Source organism: Hungatella sp. L36 (assembly GCF_014288035.1).
Genome location: NZ_JACOPC010000006.1, coordinates 95,410 through 118,973 on the forward strand (window position 1 = coordinate 95,410; position 23,564 = coordinate 118,973).

Below are 23,564 nucleotides of genomic sequence, written 5' to 3' on the forward strand. Positions count from 1 at the left end.
TTCTATGTAATTAATACCCCTGTTCCAGCAATTCCTCAAATTCCTCTGCACTCATCAGCACTTTTCTGGGCTTCGTGCCCTCCTCTTCACCGACCACGCCGGCCTCCGCCAGCTGGTCCATAATGCGGGCCGCCCGGTTGAATCCAATCTTGAACATCCTCTGAAGCATTCCGATGGATGCCTTATCCTTTTCAATAATAAATTTACCTGCCTGAACGAAATATTCATCCCGGTCATTTCCGCCGCCCTTTGCGTCGCCGGCCGCCGGTGCTGATGCAATCTGATTCTCCACTTCCGGGTTGTAATTCGCCGTCATTCCCTGTTCTGTCAGGAAATCCACGACAGCAGAGACCTCCGTATCCGATACAAAGGCGCCCTGCACACGCACAGGCTTCGGACAGCCGGATGGATAGAACAGCATATCGCCCTTTCCAAGAAGCTTCTCCGCCCCGTTCATGTCGATGATCGTCCTGGAATCCACGCCGGAAGAAACGGCAAATGCGATTCTGGATGGCACGTTGGCCTTGATCAGGCCGGTGATGACGTTAACCGACGGACGCTGGGTCGCGATTACCAGATGTATCCCCGCGGCTCGCGCAAGCTGGGCCAGACGGCAGACGGAATCCTCCACCTCGCCCGGTGCAACCATCATCAGATCCGCAAGCTCGTCGATGATGATGATGATCTGCGGCATCTTCTTCGGTTTGTTTTCATCCTCTATATCTTTAATATTCTCGACCTTCGCATTATATCCCTTTAAATCCCGGACATTATACTGGGCAAATTTCTTATAGCGGTCATCCATCTCGGCCACCGCCCAGTTAAGCGCTCCTGAGGCCTTCTTCGGATCCGTGACCACAGGGAGAAGGAGGTGCGGAATACCGTTGTAGACGCTTAACTCCACCACCTTCGGATCCACCATGATCAGCTTGACGTCCTCGGGGTCCGCCTTATAGATAATACTCATGATCAGGGTGTTGATACAGACGGACTTACCGGAACCGGTAGCGCCTGCGATCAGTAAATGGGGCATCTTTCCGATATCGGTTACCACGACCTGGCCGCCGATGTCCTTGCCCACTGCAAAGGCAATCCTGGACGCATGATTCTTAAACTCCTCCGCCTCCAGAATATCCCTCAAGTATACCATGTTGTTCTCTTTGTTCGGCACCTCGATGCCGACCGCCGATTTCCCTGGAATCGGGGCCTCGATACGGATATCCGCGGCCGCCAGACTCAGCTTGATGTCGTCGGCCAGTCCCACGATCCGGCTCACCTTCACGCCCTGCTCCGGATGGAGCTCATACCGCGTGACAGAGGGACCGCAGCTGATATTGGTCACAGTTACGCCCACACCAAAATTCTGCAGTGTCTGCTGCAGCTTGATAGCGGTTTCCCGGTATTCCTTATCAGAGAACGGGCCGGAGCTCTTTCCTTTTTTCAGAAGTGTGACAGGCGGGAAGACGTACTCCTTCTTCACCACTTCCTCCTTCTGCTTGATCTCCTGGACCACGCTGAGATCTCCTGCTTCCTCTTTCTCTTTCTCGGCCTTCTCGGCCTTCTTTTTTTCGACCTTCTTCTGAAGCGCTTCCGTATCGGTCTCGATCACCTTGCCGGAAGCGGTAACGACGCGTTTCGGTTCCTCCGGTATGGAGAAGGTGTCGCTGTAATTAACGCCCTTGTCGTCCTCGTCGGTGGGATACAGCTCTTCCCGGGCGACCTCCATCTCTTCCAGCGTCTTCGTTTCTTTTTTAACAAACAATGTCTCCGACGTTCCGTAATCGTCAGACTCGTCAAATGCCCCGGCGTCACTTTCTGCTGAACGCAGGTGAGCGGTACTCTCCCAAAGGTCTTCCGTCACAAACGGAACGGCGTCATCGGCATCGAACGGAACGGAATCCTCACTGGCAGAATAGACGTGCGGCAGATCCGCATCCACTGCCTGAGCAGCCGTCTGGAACGCGCCGGCTGCTCCCATGTTTTCGCCGCGCTTTCGTTCCTCTGCTGCGGCTTCCGCCTCACCCGGCTTCGGGAAAATGCTGCCGCGGAAAATATCCGCCGGATTCGGCCGTACCTCCGGAGCCGCATTCTTCCTGTTCTCCGTCACTTCCACGGCAGACACTGCGGCAAGCCGCCTTGCGTGGACATCGATGTCCTCTTCCGCCTCCGCGCTGTATGCGGCCTCGTCTTCCATATCATAGTCGTACTCGTCCGGCGCCTCCAGCTTCGTCGCATCTAAATTAACGCCCCGCAGCTTCTGCTCCTCGCGGATTCTCCGCCGTTCCTCCTTGCGTTCCGCATGGATCTCTCTCTGAATATCCATGTTTTCCTTGGCATGGTGGTATGCCTTGCCGCTGCCGCTCTTTACGAGGTTCACAAAGGATTTCTCCGTAATGCATACCGCGGAGATGATAATCAGCACCAGGATCACCAGATAAGCGCCCACGGTTCCGATAATGGAGATCAGGCCTTCCGCCAGAAGGCCGCCGATCAGGCCGCCGCCCTTTCCGCTGGCCGCGGCTGTCACGTAGATATCCATGATCTTTCCGCCGGCGCCCAGCCTTGTCCCAAACAGGAGCTCGCCGAGTCCGCAGAGCGAAATAAGCGCCAGGATCACCGCCGCCAGTTTAAATGTTGCTCTGGGATTTCCCCGGTTGGAGATATAAAAGCACGTTCCGGCAAACATCAGGACCGGCGCCACGTATCCGATTCCTCCGAATATACCCAATTGCAGACTGCGAAGGAAATCTCCCACCACTCCGCACAGATGGAAATTGCTCAAAAAAAGAATGGCCGCAGCCGCAAATGATATGATGATGATAACTTCTGACCGGATAAATTCTGGTTCTGGTTCCGCCGCTTTCCGCCTGCTTGTCGTATTTTTCGGTCTTCCGACCTTCCCGTTAGTACCTTTTTTTGCTGTCGTCTTGGATGTTGTCTTCTTCTTTGTTGTCTCAGGCACAATACTTCCCCCTTTTATCCATTGGTAACAGTATACAAAAAAATCGGGAGAATTGCAACGACTAACCTTCTACTTCATCCATCATCTCATACAATTTTCTGAGAGCGTCCTTAATTCCGCCCACCTCGTCGATCAGCCCCTCTTTCACCGTTTCCTCGCCTACAAGCACGGTTCCCAAGTCCCTCGTCAGCATCTCCGTGTTTAACATCAGGCGCTTTAACTGGTCGTAAGCGATCGTCGCGTGGTCCGAGACGAAGCTTAAGATTCGGTCCTGAATCATCTCGAAATATTCATACGTCTGGGATGCACCGATGACCATGCCCGTCATACGAACCGGATGAACCATCATGGTTCCGGTCGGCACGATAAAGGAGTAATCCGTGCAGACGGCCAGAGGTACGCCGATGGAATGGCTGCCGCCCAGCACGAGGGACACGGTGGGAATACTTAAGGAAGCGATCATCTCCGCAATTGCCAGACCGGCGTCCACGTCACCGCCCGAGGTATTGAGTATCACCAGGAGGCCTTCCACAGAATCATCATCCTCGATTTCTGCCAGCTTTGGAAGGATATGATCGTATTTCGTCGTTTTGCTGTTTCCCGACAGGTTCTCGTGGCCCTCCACCTCCCCAATGATGGAGAGCAGATGAATTTTCCTCTTTTTGGAATTGTCATCCAGGGTCATCTGGCCGTACTCTTCCAGCTTTTCGTCCTCTTTCTGCTCGATATCCTTTTCCGTCTTCTTCTCATCGAGGCGGTCTTTTCTCGTATCTCCGGAAGAGGTATTTTTCTCGTCTGATCCGCCATTTCCGTTCTGGTTTTCTGCTCTGTTATCCGTTTCGCAGTTTGTTTCACTGTCTCTTTTATATTCTCTCATTCTGATTTCCTCCTGCATGGCTGTATTTTCTGCATCATTATATTGGTAGCTTTCTTATGATGTGGAAGGAACCAATATTTTATGCTTTGTACCGGCACAAAAAGAAGCACAGGAAGCGGAACGCATCACCGCGCTCTTCTTCCTGTGCTTCATTTATCCATTCTTTTTCATTTTTTTATAACAGAAGAAACAGCTCAAGCTTCCGAGAATGCCGGTACAGAGAAACATGACCGCCATCCCGGAGCCGGCTCCATACCCGGTCAGCCGGTGAAGAACCGTCTGAATGCCCCCGTCCGCGCGCATAAACGGTTCAAACACGTAGTCCGCCAGAAAACCGCCCAGGAGAATCCCGGTCGGAATCGTCCAGTACTGGATGGCATTTCGCACGGCAAAGATGCGCCCCTGCATATTCTGCGGAATCGTCCGGTAGAGAATCACATTCTGCCCCGCCATAATAAAAGGAATGGGGATGCTGGCCGCTATGCCGGCAATGCTCCATACGAGAATATTCTGCCCTGCTCCCATCAGAAAATCGCCCAGCAGAAAGGAGATGCCTCCCGATATAAAGATTACCCGGACGCTGTCCTTTGGAAGCTTTACGAAGGAGACGATCAGACCGCCCGCCATGCCTCCGATCCCCAGAATCCCGCTGACAATGCCGAGCGCGATCTGGTTCTGGCCGCTCCGCGCCAGAATCATGGGAGAAAGAATATTTTCATAGGTCAGCCGTGAAAAAAAGTTCATAAGCGCCATGCTGATCATCAGATACCAAAGCTGTTTGTGTCCGCGGAGAAATTGAAGCCCCTCCCTCCACGATTCCTGAAGTGAGATCTTCTCTTTCTTTTTCCCTGTCTCCGTCCCTCCCGCATTCTCCGGTATCTTAATCCGAAACAGCAGGACAGAAAAAGCAAACAAAAAGGTCGCCAGATCAAAGACGATGACACCCTTTAACCCTGCAAATGAGGATAAGGATGCGGCCATCACCGGGGTTACCACCGTGAGTAAGGATGATGTAAAGGAATTTAAGCCGCTGGCCTGGCTGTACTTTTCCTTCGGAACCAGCATCCCCACCGCCACCGTCTCCGCCGGAAACTGAAATGCATTCATGAAGCCGGTGATTCCATTGACGATAAAAATGTGCCAGACCACCAGATTCCCGGAGACCGCAAGCGCCGCCACGGTCAGAGAGCAGACCGCCGCAAGGAGGTCCGCGAGAAGCATGATCGTTTTCTTATGGTAACGGTCGATTACCGGCCCGGCAACGATGCTGGCCGCAATATTGGGAAGCCATGTACAAAATGTCATAAGCGACACGGACGTGGCGGAACCGGTTCTGCCGTAAGACCAGATGATTAAGGCAAAGGAAGTCATGGAACTCCCCAGCTGTGATACGGACTGGCTGAACCAGAAAATGATAAAGTTACGGTATTGTCTGTCTTTCATAGATTCTCTCCTTATAAATTAAAATAAAAGTAACTCATTCCATTTATAAGTGCAGAATCCACTCAGGCGACATCTGTTTCATAAAATCAAGCGGTATTTCTGCCGCTTACAATTCCTTTTATACGCTCTGTGCCAGATTCGCCTGTCATGAAACTCTGCACAGAGCCGCTGCATTCATTCTGATCACTGGTGCCATGGTTTTCCCTCCCTTTCAGGTATTGAGCACAAGGAGTTTCCGTGAGTACTCGTACTGCGCGGCAGATCTGCTCCCACAGGCCGCCTGCCCTGCTGTCAGTATACCACATTCCTTCTCTTCTGTCCCATATTTCTAACCGAGTCTTTATCGGCGGAGTCCAAGAAACATTCCGATCCCGGGAAGTAAAAACAGCGCAGGCGCCGTTACGAGCCGAACAATAAATGAAAAAACAAAGGGCGGGCGGCGGATCCACCCAGACACAGCTCCCGGGTCAGGCAGAAATGCGGGTACCAGATTCTGCACCACGGGTACCAGACACAGAAACGCTGCCGCCAGATACAGGAAAAGGAAGGCCATGGCCCCCCCTAAAACCGTTCTCCTGATCCAGTTCTGCCTGATCCGGATATCTCCGATGAGGCAGAGCCCGTTCATAAATGCCACAGCCGAAGCAAAAACACATAAGGGTCTCACAAGCAGCGCAAATAAATAAACCGGGACCGTGTAGCAGAACCGGTAATACCAGTCCATAATTTTATCTTTGACCATCAGGTGAACCACAAGCCCAGCGAGGGCTATGGCTCCCCACATCAGACAGTTTCTCACACAGCGCTTTCTCTGTGCCCCCTTCTCCTCCCCGCTTTCCTCCAGTCTGGATCGTCCGTATAAGACCATCAGAATATCCGTGTCAAATACCGCGGCAATGGATTCCAGCGTCTCAATATCCGGCTGATTCTTACCGGTTTCCCTTAGTTAAAAATATTACTCTTGTTGATTACTCAACTCTTCCAATAAATCGGTAATATATCTCAATTTCCTGTATTCTTTCGTTATCCTCATTCGTTGTTGCTTCATGTATGAGGATTTTTTCTATCATGGCATTTAATAATGGTGCTGTCAGTTCCTTTGGTACGGAATATTCCTTGATTAACTCAATCCACTTTTCAGCACCTATCATATCCTGTTCCATTTTACTTAGTTCTTCTCTTAGGCTTGTTATCTGCTGTTCCAGTTCTATCTGTTCTTTTTGGTACTTGCTGGACAACATCACAAAATTTCGCTCTGTTATCTTCTCACAGGCTCTATCTTCATACATTTTCGCAAATAAACGGTCAATCTCATTTTGTCTGTTCTCGGCTTTCTTCAATGTACTTGCCTTTTTCTTCTTTTCCCGTATTCTCTCTGCATTGCCAGCTTTCTGTATCTTGTTCAATACCTTTTCTTCGTCCTGCTGTACTGCCTTAGCCCAATACTGCAAGCGTTCCAATACGGCTTGATACAGCACATCATAACGAATGTAGTGCATAGAACAATTACCTTTGCCAAACTGCCCGTAGTAACTGCAAGCATAATAACTGTAAGGCGTTTTATTTGTCTTATTCGTTCCAAATCTCATAGACCAACCACAATCCGCACACTTGACAAGCCCTGCAAAAATCGGCGTTGCCTTTTCCTTTGTCTGTCTGCGTCTTGATTTTATCTGCTCCTGCACACGATAGAACACTTCCTTGTCAATAATCGGCTCGTGAGTGTTTTCTACTCGAAACCATTCACTTTCGGGCTTACGCACTTTCTTTTTGCTCTTGAACGATACCGTAGACTGCATATTGTGAACACTGTTTCCGATATAAACCTCACTTTTCAATATCGCCTTGACATGAGCAATCGTCCACTCATAACGCTTACTTTCGGGTTTTCCCTCAAAGATATGTGCAAAAGTACCGTATCTTGTAAAATTTAGCCATGACGCTGTCGGAACTTTTTCTGCTCTTAACTGCTTTGTGATTTTTGCACTTCCGTAACCTTGATAGGCTAGGGAAAAGATTTTTTCAATAATCCATTTTGTTTCATCATCAACCAACAGTTTTCCTTTGATGTCAGGGTGTTTCTTATATCCTAACGGAGCATAAGCACCGTAATGAGCCCCCTCCGCAAACTTTGTCTTAAATGCTGATTTGACTTTACGGCTTGTATCTCTTGCCACCCATTCATTGATGATGTTCTTAAATGGTGCAATCTCACTTTCGCCTTTTTCGCTGTCTACACCGTCATCAATCGCTATGTAGCGGACATTATGACTAGGGAAATACAATTCTGTATATTGTCCTGTCATAATATAATTTCTGCCAAGACGGGAAAGGTCTTTCGTTACAACACAGTTGATTTTTCCTGCCTCTATATCCTCAATCATTCTTTGAAAACTCGGTCTGTCAAAATTTGTTCCCGACCAGCCGTCATCAATATATTCATCAATGACATTCAAATGATGTTCTTTTGCATATAAACGCAACATACTTCTCTGTGTGGTAATGCTGGAACTTTCGCCCTGTAATTCATCATCTCGGCTTAACCTAAGATAAAGTGCAGTATTGTAAATCTGTTGTTTCATTGTCAGTTATCCTCCTTTATAACTAACCCGTGTTTACAATACCTGCTTGCAAGTAAAGTATAACACGGGTACTTTTTGTCATTCAATCTATTTCTTACAACTGCACCGATTTTATGCGATTGTCTGCTTTGCTTTTTCCAGCATGACATCAGTTAGAAGTTCTTCCATTGTTTTGCCCTTTTCGGAAAAATGCTCTTTTACTACAATCTTTGTCTTTCCTCTGTTGCCAATGCCACACTTGCCATTTTTCTTTTGAATTGTTTTTACAGCATTATCAATAACACATACCCCCTTTCTGTAAAATCTTTCTAAGCAATTCAACGGCTTTTGTCATAGCCCACAGGAGTTCCACCTCTGCATAGTTCTTATGTAGCCGTACCCATTGCGTGCGACGCTCTTAATGCTCAAGCTGTGGCTGTACGGGAGTATCATTATCTGACAGTACAGGTCATGGCGATAAAAGAGGACAAATCTTTTACAAGAACACAAATAGGTTTTCGCTCGCTCTTGCAGGGGAAAGGTCGTGGCGTATTTGTTTCAACGGCTAGCTGTCTGTCAAACGTATTGAATAGCTTTATTCAGTTGTCAAAGAACGATTGAAAGAAAAAAATCGTCTTTCCTATATATCGCGTTGGAAAAGAGGAGAAACGTAACCAAAATCCAAAACTTTTTCCATTATTAGTACAAATGGAACGGTTCATTTTGGCAATCAACGGTTGATTTTCTCCTTTTTCACTACTATCTGTACAGCAAACGTCCATTTGCTAAGTTTAAATGGAAAAATTTTAACTTCTTTTCATGCACCATATAGGGATAGAAAATGTCATTTTGCTAAGTTGATGATGAAAAAAGAATATTTTCCTTTTCACACCCTAACTACCCAAACCATACCGTTACTGCCAACAATAGAATGAAATATTTTCTTTGCACCATATAGGGAACGGAAACCTTAAATTGTTAAGTTGAGAACAAAGTATTTTCATCTTTTCACATCAACACTCAACTGCTAATGCCTGTTTGAATACAAAATGATGATGTTTTTCCTCTTTTCACAGAAGACTGTCCACTAATCACGAATTTCCGTCATTTTTTCAAAACTTTTTTCTTCTTTCACTTCATATAGGGACAGCAAGCCCCGATTTAATGACCTATTTTCAAAAAAAGTTTAGATTTCCTTTTCTCGCACCATATCTGTACGCAAGTAGCCATTTTGTTGCAGATTTAATAAAAAATTTATTTTTCTTCTTTCACTTCACATAGGGAATGAAAACAGCTCTTTGCTGACTAAATCTGAAATTTTTCAATTACATTAAAAAATACCGTCATTCTCTTGTGGAACAGCGGTATCTATACGTTCTTCTATGGTTGATTTCTCTAATTGTAATAAATGTTTATGCTTGTCTTTTAGTTCTGCCTGCTCAATCATATCTTTCAGTATCGTTGTACGATTTTCTCTGTCTAATGCCTGTACCATTTTTATGGTTGGTGCGACTTGTCTTTGTAGCCAATGCAACGCTTTTTGTAAAGTGTAAGGCTCTGGCTTTGTGGTTAAGCGTATCGGCTCTCTGTTTTCCCCTACAAACCATGCCCAATCATCATTTGTTATCCATTGACTTTTTGGCTTGTCGTCCTCTCTGTCAACAAAGCGGACATAATGATTGATGATAGAAAAAGCGGTGCGTTCAGCGTCCCGATAGGTCAGTAAATCTACAACCGCATAATAGGCTCGTTCGTTCTTCATGCGTATTTCAAAACGGTTCTTAATCTCCGTATCTTCAATTTCTGTGCCATTCTTGACATACTGCTCATAATTTTTCTGATAAGCACACATATATAATTCGCTACTTGTTGAACCGAGATATAAGGTTTCTCCTGTATTCTTTGGTAAATCGCTACCGCATTTTTCTGTACCGCTGTAATCTTTCTGCATACGGAAGTAGGACATACATTCGCCAGCCTTGTATTTTTCCTTTAACTTTGGAATATCCAATATTCCTGCTTTATCATTGATAGCCAAATCAAGCCGTTTCATCACACCACCAGCCGTCATACAATCCAGCATGAAGTCATACCATGAGCGTTCCTGTGCCAGCAGATAACATTCCATTTGCCGACAGCCTTTGCCTTTCAGTTCCAATAAAACACCTAAATGCTCCTGCATGGAACACATGATATTGATGTCGCCAAGTACATATTTGCTTTCATATCCGTATTTTCCATAATCTTCATAAAGCATGTAATTAGATTTCAGTTGTAATACATCACGGATAATCGCCAATGCGTCCGTAGTAGGAAAGCGGACACGAAAGTAATCAATCAATAAGAATAGTGGTTCTTGCGGATTGAAACGCTCAATCTGTTTTTCTATGATTTCTCTTAATTCGTCATTCAATGGCTGTTTTCCTTTTTCAATGCGGTTGTAATATTCACGGCTGATACCACAGGCAACAGCAAGCCTTGTTTGTGTTACTCCGTATTCCTCACGCTTTTGTCTTAGTTCTTCAATAAAGTTTTTATCATTCATTCTTCAATTCCTCCAATCAAAAAAGGCAACTACCATAATTGATAATTGCCTGTCATTAAAAATCTGTATAGAAAAAGCAGTCAATCCTAAGACTAACTGCTTTGTGTGTATGGATATAAAATTGCTTCTAATCTTGAATAGGTATCCAAATTTCAATAACTGAATTATCACTATTCCAATGAAAACGATAATCGTATTTTTCAAAGTGTAGGATAATATCTTTTATAGGAATATACGATGTACTAGGAATAATTTCTTCATAAATCTTGCCATAAGTTTCATATATTTTATCCATAGCACCAATATGCTCCACAACCAAATATTTATAAGACGGTATTTCTTTATACAGAAAGCCCTCTGGGGTAATGGTTCTTTGGGGAATAGAACAGAAATAATAAAGTTTTCCATTTCTTCTTTCCATAAAAGCATATTTTACCCAATTTCCTGATTGTGAAAGATACGCTTTTTTCAAACTACTGTTAAACTTTCTCCAAAACTGTGTACTAATCTGAATATTCTTTTTTTGATAATTAGTCAGTTCTACTTCCTGCCCAATAACTGCAAATGCGTTTAATTCCTTTATAGAAAAATTTATCATTTTACCTTGTGAGCAGTGATAACGGTATAACTGTACGCATTTACCGTTATAATACAATTATCAATCGTTATATACCAGTTTTTTCCTTTTCTTGTGATTTCCGCATTAGAAAGGCTAATTTTTTCTTTGCACCATTCAATTACATTTTCTACATTCAAAGATAAGTTCTTTTTAATTCTAATAACGCCAAGTTCAGTTGTGTGAAGTCTTCCTAAGTTTTCCAGTAATTCATTTTCCATATTTTGATACCTCATTTTTCAGCAAATTTATTTGTATGTTTTATACCCCAATTATAACATTCTCATATCAGCACTACAATAAAAATAATTAAGCACCAATAATCTTATTGAACATCTCCAACCGTAAATCTTTCACACCATCAGTGATAAACACTGAGCTGACAGCAATTACGACAACTACCATAATTGCCTGCACTTAAATTTCTGCAAAAGAAAACGACAATCAATTTCTTATTTTTTGAAATCAACTGTCTTTCTCATATTTACTATTCAATTTTCATAGTGATATAGGTACAATTTATATCACTACTGTAAAAATGGGGTTTTGCCTTATAAATACAGCGTTTTCCGCTTGTTAGTGTATAGTGTTTCTTGTTTTTTGTGCCCCCCTTGTTAGATAACGGGGGCTTTGAACGGCTCGCAAGCTCGCCGAACCGCCGAAGCGAACCGCCCCCTTGCAAGCATGGCGGAAAAATCTTAAGGATTTTCCCGCCAACGTGGTCGGATCGCTCCGTCGGTTTAACAGCTTTTCTGTTTCTCTCTAGTTATCTACGCATATAAATCAAATCGGTTATTCCGTTATAAGTCTGTGTTTTACAAAGCCTTAACTTTATTTCCCTGTCTATGTTGCCCAAAAGACGAACCCCATTTCCTAACAGAGTAGGAATAACAGAAATGTAATATTTATCAATCATATTTTTGCTTACCAACTGCTGAACAAGATTTGCTCCGCCACAAATCCAAATATCCTTTCCTGCTTCTTGTTTTAGCCGTTCCAATAATAAAACAGGATTTTCACTTGTAAAATGAATTTGTTGGGAAGAATTGCACTCTTTATGTGTTAATACATAAGTTGTAAATTTATTATATACCCATTCTTGCGGAGAAAGTTCAGTAACAACCTGATGAGAAGTATTCCACCCCATTAAGACAGTATCTATATCTTTGGTAAATTCTGTATAAGTGTCGATGTTTTCATTGTCATTTCCATGACCATTTAGCCAAGCTACTCCACCATTACCGTCCGCAATATATCCGTCAAGGCTCATGGCAATAAATAAAACTACTTTTCTCATTTTTTCTCTTTTATAAATACAAACAGGAATTTATTTCTCTTTTTTACTCATAAGGGAACAACTGATTGCTACAAATAAACCCATTAAAATCCATGGAAATGCTGCTCTTATAAAATCACTAACCATACTTTATTCCTCCTTAAATTCCAATTTCCTTAGTTCTACAAACTGAAATTTTTGCCTATGAATGTATCTTGTTCTTTATACGCAAACAGGCTTCTGTGTGCATAATCCAATGTCTTGAAAACGGCATTTGAATTAGTCCACAAATATCTTTATTACACCAATAATCAATCAGCCAAATTGCTTTTTCATTGTCGTTTACTACATTCAACGATTCTAAGTATCCTTTTCTTTCTTTCGGTATTTTTCTTTTCAATTCATCATAAGATAACCGTTCAAGCATTTTCTCAGTGCTTTCCCATACTTCGAAAATATATAAATATAATTCTTCCAGATTAAGCTGTTTTGAAAAGTCTGCAATCTGCTGTTTCATGAGTTCATTTCCTGTTGTAATGATAGGTGAATTGATACGCTCTTGATAATTGCCTGCAAAAAATACTTGTTCATCTTCATTTATCACTGTATGCACAACTATATCTTCAATGCGGAAAATATGCCAAATAGAATAAGCAATCGTCTTACTATGATAACCATCAGCGTTTATGAAGGGGATTGAGTTAAAATCTTCTCTGCATAATTCTTCTTTGAAAGATACTAAGGTTTGTATTAACTGACTTCGTAAAGTAAGTAAAGTATCAATACCCCTCTTATAAGTATCTTTCTTTTTTATTTGTGCCTGCATTGTTTTATTAAGTTCAGACCATTCCTTATTCATATTCAATCCTCTCTCAAATTCTGATTTTATCGCCCCATACAAACTGGAATTTGTCTTACAACAATTTATATATGCATAAAAAGCAATATATTTATGAAAACACCCTAAATCCAAAATTTACTCAATTCATTTTTTCCTTACATAAAATGTTCTCGTATATTTCACTTCCTCACCAAGTGTTTCCCCTATCAAAACTTCAAAATCATTGATATCAAATTCTGGAAAGAATGTATCTCCATCTTCAATATTTAAATCTACTTCTGTGATATACATTTTATCTACTATTTGCAAAGCTTCCTTAAATAGTCCATATCCACCAGATATGTATACATCTCGTCCTTTAGCCAATAATAATGCATCTTCTAATGATTTAACTGAAACTAAATTATCTCCTTGATACTCTGTTGTGGTGGAAACAACAATATTCATTCTATTAGGCAACGGATGACCGATTTCTTCATAAGACTTTCGCCCCATAATAACCACATTACCCGTTGTTAACTCTCTAAATTGCTTTTGTTCTCCCTTTATTTTCCATGGTATATTACCATTCTTGCCTATAACATTATTCTTTGACCTCGCAACAATCAAACCTATCATCTATTTCATCCTCCATAATATGATGTCGTACCTGTGATTCCATCAAGTGCACCACATCTTAACAAACTCAAAATTATCTCGAACTAACCAGCTCGACAAATTCCTTTTTTGTCTTCATCTGCATTATATCATATTGTTATAAGCATTGCCATTTCTTTTCTGCTTTTGAAAAGTTACTTATCAGCCTATGTTTTGTAAAGGGTGATATTCAGCATTTCTCACGCAACAAGCCCTTGACAAACCATAGACTAATAAGTTTTAAGGTAATCAAGCAGAAATGAAATAGTCTGCTGTTTCACGGCAACAAAAAAGAGATACCAACACACTTATGTAGTATCTCTTAGTCTAGTAGCAATATTCTTTTGTTTGCAAGCAGGTAAACATGGGCTGTTTCTTAATATCTTTTTGTTTGGGAAACACCTGTCTCCCAGCTGGAGACAGCCTGCCTCGTCACATGCAGCCGCTCAGCCAGCTGTTCCTGTGACAGCGCGCGCTCTTTCCTCAGCTTCTTTATGTTTTTTCCGATCCCGTTCATACGCGCTCCTCCTTCTCCATCTCTAAAAAACATACCACAGACAGCGCCGCACTGTCACGCAACAAATCGTTGCATCCCCCATTTTCAAGCAATTTCCGTTGTTGCAAATAAATATTGACCACTCAGTCTATTTGTGGTATCGTAATAATAGACCATATGGTCAATATTTGTTTTCAGGAGAACGGAATCATGAAACGAGAAGAAAAAAATCAGCAGACCAGACGGCGCATTCTGGAAAGCGCGCTGGCAGAATTTTCAGAGCAGGGCTATGGAGCCAGCTCTGTCAATACCATCAGCAACGGGGAGGGGCTTTCCAAGGGAATTATCTACCACTATTTTCCGACAAAAGACGATTTATACTTAGCCTGTGTGGAAGAGTGCTTCCAGATGCTGACCGGCCACTTACAGAGCCACACTAACATGGAAGGCCAAACCGCCGAAGAGCGGCTGGAGCAGTATTTTCGTGTAAGACTGGACTTTTTTGAACAGAATCCCCAGTACCAGAGGATTTTCTGTGATGCCGTCATTATGCCGCCTGCTCATTTGGAGGCTTCCATTCAGGAGAAAAAAGCCCCGTTAGACCGTTTCAATATCGACAGCTTAAACCGGATGCTGGAGCCGGTATCTCTGCGCTCCGACTTATCGAGGGAAGATGTGGTGGACACCTTCCGCCAGTATCAGGACTATATCAATGCCAGATACCAGATGACCGGATCGGAGAAAATCGATATACGCGACCACGAGGAAAGCTGCCGCAGGGCGCTGCGCATCCTCCTGTACGGCGTTGTAGAGAGAAAGGAGTAATCCAATGGACAGTCAAAAAACAACGAATGCATCTGTTTTGGGAGAAATGAAGCCTTCGAAGGCCATCATCAAGCTGGCGGTGCCCGCCACTCTGGCCCTTTTAGCAAAGGCAGTCTATAATATCGTCGATACCGCCTACATCGGCATGCTGCATTCCGACACGGCTCTGGCCGCCGTCGGCGTGACGCTGCCCCTGCTTCTGATCATGGTTTCGGTTGAGAACATCTTTTCCGCCGGCGCCGCCGTGCTGGCAGGCCGTCAGCTGGGGGCGAAGGACCAGGAGGGGGCCAACACTACGGTGACGACCATCGTCGCCCTGTCGGTAGTCATCGGTATGATTCTCTGTGTCAGCGGACTCTTCTTTATGGAGCCGCTGCTCCGTTCCTTCGGCGCCTCGGACGCGGTTCTGCCCCAGGCTAAGGACTACGCGTTCTGGATGTTTATCGCCGCGCTGGCCAATCTGCCGGCCCAAAGCTTGAACTGTGCCGCCAGGGCGGAATCTTCCGTCAAAATTTCTTCCATAGCCGTCATCACAGGCGCCGCCCTAAATGTGGTTCTGGACCCTGTTTTCATGTTCGACTGGGGCTTGGGTATGGGCGTGCAGGGAGCCTCCCTGGCCACAACGGTCTCTCAGTTTGTCACATTTTCCATCCTGCTGTGGTTCTACTTAGGCGGACGCTCCATCATTAAAATCAAGCCGCACTATTTTAAGCCCGACTTTCACATGATAAAAACGGTCACACTGATCGGAATTCCCTCCGCGGTTATTCAGATCTGTCTCGCAGCGGCCACATCGCTGACCAATATCGCCGCAAAGCCCATGCCGGACGCCGATTTAATCATTGCGGCCTACGGTGTCGTCCAGCGTCTGATTCTCATCGGCTGCTACGTCATTATGGGATTTATGCAGGGATATCAGCCGGTCGCTTCCTACGCCTTCGGTGCGAAGAACGAAGACCGTTTTCATGAGTCTGTCCGTTTCTCCCTCACCGCCTCCCTGCTGCTGACAATCGTGGTGGCCGCGGTTTATATCGCGCTGTCCCGGCCGTTCATCCGGTTATTTAACAGCAATCCCGCCGTGATCGAATACGGTTCCCGGCTGCTGATATCCCAGGTTGCCTTATATCCGGCGTTTGGGCTCTGCTATATGATGACCATCACCTTTCAGACCATCGGCGCCTCAAGGTTCGGCCTCTTCCTGTCCATGATCCGCCAGGGTCTCTTTTACGTGCCCTTTATCCTGATTCTGCCGAGGCTTCTGGGCGTGACCGGCATCTATTTTGCCCAGCCTGCGGCCGATGTTCTTACTATATTAATATGTATCCTTTCGATCCGTCCCATGAAACGGACGGCTTCCAGGAATATGAAGGAAACCCGCTGATCACCGCCTAAACAGCTCCGGCTGCGTCCATGTCTCCATGGCGTCGTGAATCGTCTTTAAAAACTCGTCTGTATAACCGGGGCCGATATAGCACACTGCTGCTACCTTCTGTCCGTCGGAGACGAAGAGATAATGCATACTGTCGTTTATCACGGCCACAAAGGCGGTGTCAAACAGCCCGGAAGATACCGCCTCCGGCTCAGCGCTGCTCCACTGCAGCTGATCCTTCATCATATTCTTGAAGACCGGCTTCACCAGCCTGGGAAAGCGGAGTTCCATATAATCCATACGGAGCATCTGGGCATCCGGTCCATCCTGGACGATCTGAAACTGTACCGGTGCAACGATGGAAGAATGATAGGTGACCGTTCCGCTTATGGGGCTGCTCTCCGGCGAAACCGCCGTAATGGGCGGAACCGGAAGACTGGTATAAACCTCACTCAGTTCCTTATGCCAGGACTTCTGCTCTCCCGCCCATATAAACACGAGGCAGATGCAGGTTACCGCGGCTGCTGAACAGATCGATCTGGCCCGTCCTCTGCCAGGGCGTGTTTGACAATTGCGTTCTGGCAGATGTACGCCACATTTGGTCCCCTTTAAATATCTCCGGATCTGTATGTAATCGGACATTCTCCAGAAGATATTGATTCCAAACAGAAAGACCATCAGGGCACAGAGAAGGAAAGGCGTCGCCATGGTGGCCGTATACCAGAAACCAAATCGGCCCAGGATCATCCAGCACCAGAGCGCCGTCAGTACGCCATCCGCAGCGCACGTCAGAAGGCAGCCATACCCCGTTTTCTTCAGGGACGCCTCGCCTGCACTTCGTATTTCCACGGAAATCTCCGGACTTACAGCCATCTCCCTGACAGCCGAAAATATCAAAAACTTTCGCCACACATCACCGGCCGCCTCCCAGCCTGCCAGACGGTACTGCCCCGTCAGCTCCTTTTCCTGCTCATCCCGGTACTGGTCACAAGGCTCCAGCTTATAGACCAGGCTTCTCGGCTCTTTCCTTTGAAAATTTGCAAAATAATACCCGGTCTTCCTGACAAACAGCCCCTGTCCGGCCAGCTCCGAAAACCAGGCCTCCAGACCGGCGCTGTCGTAAGGACTGACCGGCATCAATTTTCTGATTGTTCTTTTTCGTTTTTCCATCTCTCATCCTCGTGTCCGTTTGACTCGTTGCTCGCGGGAATAAATCCCTCTCTATGACTCCAGAGGTCCCCTCTCAAAACTGAGATACCTCGTTCCCTGAAAGGTCAGCCTGCCCATGTCGCCTTCCGCCAGCATCCCATACTCCGTTCCCGATACGCCCAGCTCCATGCGGTCGCCGCTCTCGACCTGAAACGTTGCATAATAAGACGTAAAATTTGTATAAGTATCCATCGTGTTCTGATTGCTGTGCCGGTGTGAAACCTCCTGACGCTTGGAAGTCACCATCGCCTCCACAGTCAATACCGGAGAGTGGTTATTGGAATTCCACTGCGAAATCCCCCGAATCAGGGTAACTACGATCATTACTGCCACGATCAAAAATATAACTCCGAATAAAATCGGAAATAACTGCGTAAATCCTCCGTAAAAGCCAAAATCACTGTACATGGCGCCGCTCCTTTTCCCTGTGGCTGTTACCACTCTTTTCTTTCTATTATAGTATGTTGTCAGAATCTTTTCCTTTCTTTTTCCTTAATATTATTGATTCATTTTTATTTCAAAAAATTAAGGCCGTCTATCGCACACATTTGTATGGTTAATACAAACATATCTTGTACGCATCACAATATTTTGATTGTGATTACAACAAGGTATTGACTTTGATACTTTTCCATGGTAAACTACTGAACAATATAAAAACGGTCACTTCAGTAATGCCAATGGGGCAGCGTGGAGATCACTTCGCGCTGCTTTTCTGCAAAATTATGCAGGCCGTGACTGAATCTAAAGGAAAAGGAGAGAATATCGCATGAATAACTTCTTCATCGCACAGACATTTGGTAAATCCTCAAACTATACGGATATTCCAAATCATTTATTCAAGGAACACAACGTAAAAAAGGGTCTCCGCAACGAGGATGGCACCGGAGTCAGGGTTGGCTTGACGCGTGTATCCGATGTTGTCGGCTATGAGATTCAGGATGGGAAAAAGGTCAATGTACCAGGTAAGCTTTTCTACCGCGGAATCGAAATCGGCGATCTGGTAAAGGGAAAAGGAAATGCACGGTACGGCTTTGAAGAAACCACATTTCTTCTGTTATTCGGATACCTTCCCTCCAAGAAGGAACTGAACGAGTTTTCCGGAATTCTCCGTCATTTTTATCCGCTTCCCGATGAGTTTCTGGAGAAAAATCTGCTTCGTTCCCCTTCCCGCAATTTAATGAACAGCCTGCAGCAGAGTATCCTTTCTCTCTATAATTATGATGAAGACCCCGACAACGTGGACCCGTACCAGACATTGTTAAAAGGAATCAGCATTCTGGCTAAGCTTCCTTCCATGGCTGCCTACGCCTATCAGAGCAAGATTCACTACTATGACAGAGAAAGCCTGATCATCCACTATCCGAAGGAGGAATACTCCATTGCGGAGAACATCCTCTACATGCTGCGCCGCGACGGCACCTTCACCGAGCAGGAGGCAGACTTACTCGACATCATGCTGATGATTCACGCCGATCACGGCGGCGGAAACAACTCTACCTTTACAAATGTCGTCATCTCCTCCACAGGAACCGACATCTACTCCTCGATCTCCGCGTCCATCGGCTCCTTAAAGGGACCGAAGCACGGCGGCGCCAACATACGCTGCAGCGAGATGATCTCCGCCATCGAAAAGGAAATCGGCTTAAAAGCCACCGATGCACAGATCAAGCAGGTGATTAAGCGGATTCTTGATAAAGAATTTTATGATAATACCGGCCTCGTATACGGTCTCGGCCATGCCGTCTATACAGTTTCCGACCCGCGTGCCGACTTATTAAAAACCTGCTGCGAGAAGCTGGCAAAGCAGAAAAAACGTGAGGATGAATACGAATTCCTGACAAGATTTGAAAAAGTTGCCAAAGAAACTCTCGCCGGAAACGGAAAAACTCTCTCAAACAATGTGGACTTCTACAGCGGATTCGCTTATAATATGTTACAGATACCGGAAGATATGTACACGCCGCTCTTCGTCTGCGCACGTATGGCAGGCTGGCTGGCGCACAATATCGAGAATAAGATGTATGATGGAAAGATCATGCGTCCGGCGTTCAAATACGTTGGTGAAGCAACACCTTACAAAAAGAGAGAGGAAAGATAGCATATGGTTAAATTGTATGATGGAGGTGCTTTCCTGGTAAACGGTACAGAACTGGTGCCGGAACAGGAAGCCGAAAAGCTTGTCGCTCTGACAGGAAAGAACGTAACAAAAGAAGAGGCGAAAAAGGGCACGATTGCCTATTCGATCCTGAAGGAACATAACACTGCGGACAATATGGAACATTTGAAGCTGCGCTTCGATTCCATGGCATCCCATGACATTACGTTTGTCGGAATTATTCAGACCGCAAGGGCGTCAGGCCTCTCCGAGTTTCCGATTCCCTATGTCATGACAAACTGCCACAACTCCCTGTGTGCGGTAGGCGGTACCATCAATGAAGACGACCACATTTTCGGACTGTCAGCCGCGAAGAAATACGGCGGAATCTTCGTACCGCCTCACATCGCAGTCATTCACCAGTATATGCGTGAAATGATGGCAGGCTGCGGACGCATGATCCTCGGATCCGACAGCCATACCCGTTACGGAGCCCTGGGTACCATGGCGGTAGGCGAAGGCGGCGGCGAGCTGGTGAAGCAGCTGCTTCGTGATACATATGACGTCACCTATCCGGGCGTCGTAGCGATATATCTGACAGGAAAACCGGGTCCGGGCGTCGGTCCGCACGACGTGGCACTGGCCATCGTAGGCGCCGTATTTAAAAATGGTTACGTAAAAAACAAAGTTATGGAATTCGTAGGCCCGGGTATCGCCTCCATGGATACCGATTATCGGAACGGAGTCGATGTCATGACCACGGAGACCACCTGTCTCTCCTCCATCTGGAAAACAGACGAGGACACGAGGGACTACTTAAAGATGCACGGCAGAGAGGAGGCTTATAAAGAGCTGAACCCGGCGGATGTCGCCTATTATGACGGCGTCGTATCCATCGATTTAAGCACCGTTAAGCCGATGATCGCTCTTCCATTCCATCCGAGCAACACCTACGAGATCGACGAACTGAATGCAAACCTGGGCGATATTTTAAGAACCGTGGAAAAGGAAGCCGATCATATTCTCGGCAATCCGAATGTTCATTTATCCCTGACCGATAAGATCGTGGACGGGAAGCTCCTGGTACAGCAGGGCGTCATCGCAGGCTGTGCAGGCGGCAACTATTCCAACGTCATGACGGCCGCTCATATCCTGTCCGGCAAGGACTGCGGAAACGATATCTTCAACCTGTCCGTTTATCCGTCCTCACAGCCGGTATACATGGATCTGGTAAAGAAGGGAGCCGTTACAGAGCTGATGGCTGCCGGCGCTACCATCCGTACAGCGTTCTGCGGACCGTGCTTCGGCGCAGGCGACACTCCGGCGAACAACACACTGAGCATCCGCCATACCACGAGAAACTTCCCGAACCGTGAAGGTTCCAAGCCGGGTAACGGCCAGATCTCCTGCGTCGCCTTGATGGATGCCCGCTCGATCGCAGCCACCGCGGCAAACGGAGGCTACTTAACCTCGGCGGAAACCATTGCTGACGGTTATGAAGTACCTGCTTATGAATTCGACAGCACCTCTTATGAAAGAAGAGTTTATCAGGGTTATGGAAAGGCAGATCCAGAGGCAGAACTGATCTACGGACCAAATATCAAAGACTGGCCAGCCATGAGCGCCCTGACTGATAATATTATCCTGAGAGTCTGCTCTAAGATCATGGACCCTGTCACCACGACGGATGAACTGATTCCTTCCGGAGAGACCTCATCCTACCGCTCTAACCCGCTGGGTCTGGCAGAGTTCACGCTCTCCAGACGCGATCCGGAGTATGTCGGCCGTTCCAAGAAGGTCAATGAACTGGAGGCGGTTCGCAAGACCGGCGCTTGTCCGTTAAAACCGGATCCGGAGATGGAAGCAGCGTTCAATGCCCTTCGTATTTATTTGGATCAGCCGGAATTAAGAGCCAGAGAAACCGAGATCGGAAGCATGATCTATGCAGTAAAACCTGGCGACGGCTCCGCACGTGAGCAGGCGGCCAGCTGCCAGAGAGTTCTCGGCGGCCTCGCCAATATCGCAAACGAATACGCTACCAAGCGCTACCGCTCCAACGTGATTAACTGGGGCATGCTGCCATTCCTTCTGGATGAGGAGCCGTCCTTCGACATCGGTGATTTCATCTACGTTCCGGGTGTCCGCGCCGCCTTAGAAGGCGATATGCAGCATATACCGGCCTATGTCATTAAGAATGAAGAGGGCAATCCGATTCACGAGATCAACCTCCATATTGCGGAGATGACCAGCGAGGAAAAAGAGATCGTAAAAGCCGGCTGTCTGATTAACTATAATCGCAACCGCCACAGCGAGAATTAGATTCCTTAAACAGACCTGTAAAAAAGCTTTTATTAACACAGCTTCCGGCTGGAACTTGTTAATAAAAGCTTTTCTTTTATCCCTGTTTCTCAATAATCTGCGTAGTTTATTTCCTTACATATCTTGTCAGTCTGCCATTTCCAACTTTTTCAATTAAGCTTTTATCAAGCATTTCTTTTACTATGTTAATTGCATGCGTAGTTCCACTACCTAAAACTGTTTCAACATCAGAACGTGTAATTTCTTTTTTATATTCAAACAACTGAAGGATTGGCAAATACTTTGCATCTTCCATACTTAAATTCCGTGCATGTACATTGGGAAGAATCACTTGAAAAGCACCTTCCACACTTTCAAATACAGGTTGTTCAGACTTCCCCTTATAGCAGCTTATAATCTTGCTGATCCCCGTACCATACGCTTCAATTAATTTCATTCTATAAAATAAATTTGCCAGCTTTTCATTTCTTGACTGGGAGGCGCCGAGCATAGCCGCTTCCAATGACAAACCGGGCACCAGGCCTCCTAAAGATATAAATTCCAGCCGGTCAGAATACAAATTAATAAAGGTGCTTCCACTAAAAGAATAATCTCTATGGACAATTGCATTCAATAATGCTTCCCGAACAGCATCTTCCGGATAATCTCTTTCGTCCGTACGCAGTAAATCATGGAAACTGGCCATTGTTCCATTATAAAAATCGATGGTTTTGTATACCTCTGCCAACTGTTCAAAAAGCGAGCCCGTAAATTCTTTCCTGTCTTTAAAGACCAATTTGTCTGTACCCTGAAAAACAGCAAATTTTATAGAATGCCTGCACTGATCCGAAACAAGCAGGCCCATATTTGTGAAAATACCATCAGACGAAAGAATTCCCAGATTCTTCATCTGCACCCCTGTAAACTCCAGTTTTCTTCTCTCCATCTCCTTACTTAAACTGTTGAACGTCAACTCCTGAATTAATGAGCGGTTTGTTTCAAATGAATCGCCATCCGTCATCTTTATCATCATGCGAATCGCATCTTCCGATGCCGGAGCGGAAGTTGTACCGCTTCTGACATATACACCGGTCGGTTTCAATCCTTTGTCGGAAAGATAATATGGTTTTTTCGTGCCTGAATCCACTGTCACTTTTATATACGATTTGTTTTCGTCTTTTAACAGTTCAATGCTTGTAAACATAGAGATATCTGGTCTGATACTATCTCTTATTGAATTTGCAATTTGCTGTATTACAAAATCAGCATGATCAACGCCAACAATCGTTCCATTGTCCTGCACACCAATATAGATCGTTCCGCCATTTGTATTTGCAAAAGGAACAATTTCTTTCTTCAAATCAGTAGTATAGATTTCTTTTAACTCAATAATTTCGCTTTCATACAATTCCATATTATCACTCTTTCTATCACGTTCTATCACCATTCTAACACACAAGTGATAGAATGCAAGATACCTTTTCTTTCAGCCACAAATCCCTGTTTCTCAAT

The 23,564-nt window shown here is 45.4% G+C and carries 19 protein-coding genes and 1 pseudogene; 4 read left to right on the top strand and 16 right to left on the bottom strand.

All coding sequences use genetic code 11. The annotated features are described in order from the left end of the window. Positions 1 to 10 precede the first annotated feature (10 nt). The 13 genes and pseudogenes from H8S80_RS34305 to H8S80_RS16120 form a co-directional block, all read right to left on the bottom strand. Complete coding sequence (locus H8S80_RS34305) at positions 11 to 2,962, bottom strand: FtsK/SpoIIIE family DNA translocase (protein ID WP_117620630.1); 2,952 nt, start codon at positions 2,960 to 2,962, stop codon at positions 11 to 13. Positions 2,963 to 3,023: 61 nt separating this feature from the next. Continuing rightward, positions 3,024 to 3,839 carry a ClpP family protease gene (locus tag H8S80_RS16065; RefSeq protein WP_002603925.1) on the bottom strand — a complete coding sequence of 272 codons (816 nt, stop codon included), beginning with the start codon at positions 3,837 to 3,839 and terminating at the stop codon, positions 3,024 to 3,026. A gap of 153 nt (positions 3,840 to 3,992) precedes the next feature. Further along, positions 3,993 to 5,282, bottom strand: coding sequence for an MFS transporter (locus H8S80_RS16070; protein WP_117633297.1), 1,290 nt, complete (start codon positions 5,280 to 5,282; stop codon positions 3,993 to 3,995). Positions 5,283 to 5,622: 340 nt separating this feature from the next. Beyond that, complete coding sequence (locus H8S80_RS16075) at positions 5,623 to 6,150, bottom strand: hypothetical protein (RefSeq protein ID WP_117633296.1); 528 nt, start codon at positions 6,148 to 6,150, stop codon at positions 5,623 to 5,625. Between the two features lie 100 nt (positions 6,151 to 6,250). Continuing rightward, positions 6,251 to 7,864 (bottom strand): recombinase family protein, encoded by a 1,614-nt coding sequence (locus tag H8S80_RS16080; protein ID WP_002303255.1) that lies wholly within the window; start codon positions 7,862 to 7,864, stop codon positions 6,251 to 6,253. Between the two features lie 111 nt (positions 7,865 to 7,975). Further along, complete coding sequence (locus H8S80_RS16085) at positions 7,976 to 8,185, bottom strand: hypothetical protein (protein ID WP_002303258.1); 210 nt, start codon at positions 8,183 to 8,185, stop codon at positions 7,976 to 7,978. A gap of 988 nt (positions 8,186 to 9,173) precedes the next feature. Continuing rightward, the gene (locus H8S80_RS16090) at positions 9,174 to 10,388 is read right to left on the bottom strand and encodes an XRE family transcriptional regulator (RefSeq protein ID WP_002303260.1); all 1,215 of its coding nucleotides are present in this window, start codon (positions 10,386 to 10,388) and stop codon (positions 9,174 to 9,176) included. Between the two features lie 127 nt (positions 10,389 to 10,515). Continuing rightward, positions 10,516 to 10,986, bottom strand: a complete 471-nt coding sequence (locus H8S80_RS16095; protein WP_002303261.1) for a GyrI-like domain-containing protein — start codon at positions 10,984 to 10,986, stop codon at positions 10,516 to 10,518. Continuing rightward, positions 10,983 to 11,225, bottom strand: coding sequence for a DUF3781 domain-containing protein (locus H8S80_RS16100; protein ID WP_002303262.1), 243 nt, complete (start codon positions 11,223 to 11,225; stop codon positions 10,983 to 10,985). The genes H8S80_RS16095 and H8S80_RS16100 overlap by 4 nt, the downstream gene beginning before the upstream one ends. Before the next feature lie 545 nt (positions 11,226 to 11,770). Further along, entirely contained in the window at positions 11,771 to 12,301 is a 531-nt protein-coding gene (locus H8S80_RS16105; protein WP_002303421.1) for a dihydrofolate reductase family protein, read from the bottom strand. A gap of 181 nt (positions 12,302 to 12,482) precedes the next feature. Further along, a complete protein-coding gene (locus H8S80_RS16110; RefSeq protein ID WP_002303420.1) occupies positions 12,483 to 13,139 on the bottom strand; it encodes a hypothetical protein in 657 nt (218 codons plus the stop codon). A gap of 104 nt (positions 13,140 to 13,243) precedes the next feature. Then, a pseudogene (dfrF, locus tag H8S80_RS16115) lies at positions 13,244 to 13,739 on the bottom strand (trimethoprim-resistant dihydrofolate reductase DfrF). Between the two features lie 394 nt (positions 13,740 to 14,133). Next, positions 14,134 to 14,274 carry a helix-turn-helix transcriptional regulator gene (locus H8S80_RS16120; protein WP_117632627.1) on the bottom strand — a complete coding sequence of 47 codons (141 nt, stop codon included), beginning with the start codon at positions 14,272 to 14,274 and terminating at the stop codon, positions 14,134 to 14,136. A gap of 189 nt (positions 14,275 to 14,463) precedes the next feature. Between H8S80_RS16120 and H8S80_RS16125 the strand changes: the two genes are divergently transcribed. Further along, positions 14,464 to 15,078 carry a TetR/AcrR family transcriptional regulator gene (locus H8S80_RS16125; protein WP_117632626.1) on the top strand — a complete coding sequence of 205 codons (615 nt, stop codon included), beginning with the start codon at positions 14,464 to 14,466 and terminating at the stop codon, positions 15,076 to 15,078. A 4-nt stretch (positions 15,079 to 15,082) separates the two neighbouring features. Next, a complete protein-coding gene (locus H8S80_RS16130) occupies positions 15,083 to 16,459 on the top strand; it encodes an MATE family efflux transporter (RefSeq protein ID WP_117632625.1) in 1,377 nt (458 codons plus the stop codon). On the opposite strand, the gene H8S80_RS16135 is transcribed toward H8S80_RS16130, so the two are convergent. Both H8S80_RS16135 and H8S80_RS16140 read right to left on the bottom strand, forming a co-directional pair. Continuing rightward, entirely contained in the window at positions 16,460 to 17,617 is a 1,158-nt protein-coding gene (locus H8S80_RS16135) for a DUF2812 domain-containing protein (RefSeq protein WP_117632624.1), read from the bottom strand. Between the two features lie 51 nt (positions 17,618 to 17,668). Next, positions 17,669 to 18,064 (bottom strand): DUF2500 domain-containing protein, encoded by a 396-nt coding sequence (locus H8S80_RS16140; RefSeq protein ID WP_002603919.1) that lies wholly within the window; start codon positions 18,062 to 18,064, stop codon positions 17,669 to 17,671. Between the two features lie 361 nt (positions 18,065 to 18,425). On the opposite strand from H8S80_RS16140, the gene H8S80_RS16145 reads away from it, so the two are divergent. Both H8S80_RS16145 and H8S80_RS16150 read left to right on the top strand, forming a co-directional pair. After that, positions 18,426 to 19,757, top strand: coding sequence for a citrate synthase (locus tag H8S80_RS16145; RefSeq protein WP_002603918.1), 1,332 nt, complete (start codon positions 18,426 to 18,428; stop codon positions 19,755 to 19,757). Positions 19,758 to 19,760: 3 nt separating this feature from the next. Beyond that, entirely contained in the window at positions 19,761 to 22,073 is a 2,313-nt protein-coding gene (locus H8S80_RS16150) for a hydratase (protein WP_117632623.1), read from the top strand. A 106-nt stretch (positions 22,074 to 22,179) separates the two neighbouring features. Here H8S80_RS16150 and H8S80_RS16155 read toward each other — a convergent pair whose 3' ends face one another. After that, complete coding sequence (locus H8S80_RS16155; protein WP_117632622.1) at positions 22,180 to 23,466, bottom strand: RNA-binding domain-containing protein; 1,287 nt, start codon at positions 23,464 to 23,466, stop codon at positions 22,180 to 22,182. Between the last annotated feature and the right edge of the window lie 98 nt (positions 23,467 to 23,564).